This window comes from Streptomyces sp. UNOB3_S3 (assembly GCF_020740895.1).
Lineage (GTDB): Bacteria > Actinomycetota > Actinomycetes > Streptomycetales > Streptomycetaceae > Streptomyces.
On record NZ_JAILXP010000724.1, the window covers coordinates 1 to 936 of the forward strand.

The window sequence follows — 936 nt, forward strand, 5'->3', positions numbered from 1 at the left end:
AAAGGGAGAGACGCAGACGTGAGCTTGGACCCCTTCGGCACCGCCCGCCTGCGCCGCGGCGTACTGGACTCCTGGGTCACCTCCCCCGCCCGCTTCCGCGAGGACGCCAACGCCGAGGAGGACCTCGCCCTCGGCGGCTACCGCGACCGCCTCGTCGTGGAGCTCGCCCAGAACGCCGCCGACGCCGCCGCCCGCGCCGGCGTCCCCGGCCGCCTCCACCTCACCCTGCACGCCGCGAACGCCGGCACCCCCGCCACCCTCGCCGCCGCCAACTCCGGCGCCCCCCTCGACGCCACCGGCGTCGAGTCCCTCTCCACCCTCCGCGCCTCCGCCAAGCGCGACGAGGGCACCCGCGCCGCCGGCCGCTTCGGCGTCGGCTTCGCCGCCGTCCTCGCCGTCACCGACGAACCCGCCCTCGTCGGCCGCACCGGCGGCGTCCGCTGGTCCCTGGCCGAGGCCCGCGCCCTGGCCGCCGAGGCCGCCGGGGGCAGCCCCGGCCTGGGCGGCGAGCTCCGCCGCCGCGAGGGCCACGTACCGCTCCTGCGCCTGCCGTTCCCCGCCGAGGGCGCGGTGCTCAACGGCTACGACACCGTGGTCGTCCTCCCGCTCCGCGACGGCGCCGCCGAGGACCTGACCCGCCGTCTGCTCGCCGCCGTCGACGACGCCCTCCTGCTCACCCTCCCGGGCCTCACCGAGGTCGTCATCGAGACGCCGGACGCCCCGCGCCGCCTCCTGACGCGCCGCCAGGAGGACGACTTCGTCGTCATCGACGACACGACGGACGACCCCGGCACCCTGGGCGCCGCCCAGGCAACAGGCGCCACCAAGACAACCCGCTGGCGGGTCAAAACGGCCACCGGCGCCCTCACCCCCGACTTCCTCGCGAACCGCCCCGTCGAGGAGCGCCTGCGCCCCCACTGGTCGGTCACCTGGGCC

1 protein-coding gene is annotated in these 936 nt (G+C 77.5%); it reads left to right on the plus strand.

Annotated elements, in window-relative coordinates; all coding sequences use genetic code 11:
• A partial coding sequence (locus K6I33_RS35300) for a sacsin N-terminal ATP-binding-like domain-containing protein (RefSeq protein ID WP_374286702.1) occupies positions 1–936 on the plus strand: 936 nt, incomplete at both ends.